Origin of the sequence: Caproiciproducens galactitolivorans (assembly GCF_026672255.1) — a bacterium.
GTDB lineage: Bacteria > Bacillota > Clostridia > Oscillospirales > Acutalibacteraceae > Caproiciproducens > Caproiciproducens galactitolivorans_A.
This window is the reverse complement of sequence record NZ_JAPOHA010000026.1, coordinates 1-749: the sequence shown is the minus strand read 5'-3', so window position 1 is coordinate 749 and position 749 is coordinate 1. Positions and strand designations below refer to the sequence as shown.

The 749-nt window shown below is 55.3% G+C and carries 1 pseudogene; it reads left to right on the top strand.

Going from position 1 to position 749, the window contains the following annotated elements:
* Nucleotides 1–647: pseudogene (locus tag OUY18_RS13785) on the top strand (transketolase family protein); the annotation flags it as partial.
* Nucleotides 648–749 lie beyond the last annotated feature (102 nt).

Here is a 749-nt window from a genome sequence, read left to right as displayed (position 1 = left end):
TATCGCCTTAATGCGCACGATTCCGGGCATGGTGGTTCTCAATCCCTCCGACCATTACGAAATGAAAGCGGCCGTCAAAGCGGCGATCGAGCATTACGGCCCGGTTTACATCCGTCTGGGCAGGCTTGCCGTTGAAAGCTTCAACAATGCGGACGATTACAAGTTCGAGCTCGGCAAGGGAATCACCCTGAAAGACGGCAAGGACATTACGATCATCGCCACCGGCCTGATGGTATCCCGCGCGCTGGAAGCGGTAAAGACACTCGCCGAGCAGGGAATCGATGCCCGGCTGATCAACATCCACACGATTAAGCCGATCGACCGCGAGATCATCGTGAAGGCGGCGCAGGAAACAGGCAAGATCATTACCGTGGAGGAACACAACGTAATCGGCGGGCTGGGCGACGCGGTTTGCAGCGTCCTTTCCGAGGAATGCCCGACGNGGCAAGATCATTACCGTGGAGGAACACAACGTAATCGGCGGGCTGGGCGACGCGGTTTGCAGCGTCCTTTCCGAGGAATGCCCGACGCCGGTGATGAAGATCGGCGTAAACGACGTATTCGGCCACTCCGGCCCGGCGCAGGACCTTCTGGACGAGTTCGGACTGAATGCGGAGCATATTGTGGAAGCGGTCAAATCCTTTTAATAAACAGCAAAATAACTTTGAGAAAGGCGGTCTTTTTGTGTCACTTGTCAATACAAAGGATATGTTTAAAAAGGCATACGAAGGCGGATACGCGGTCGGCGC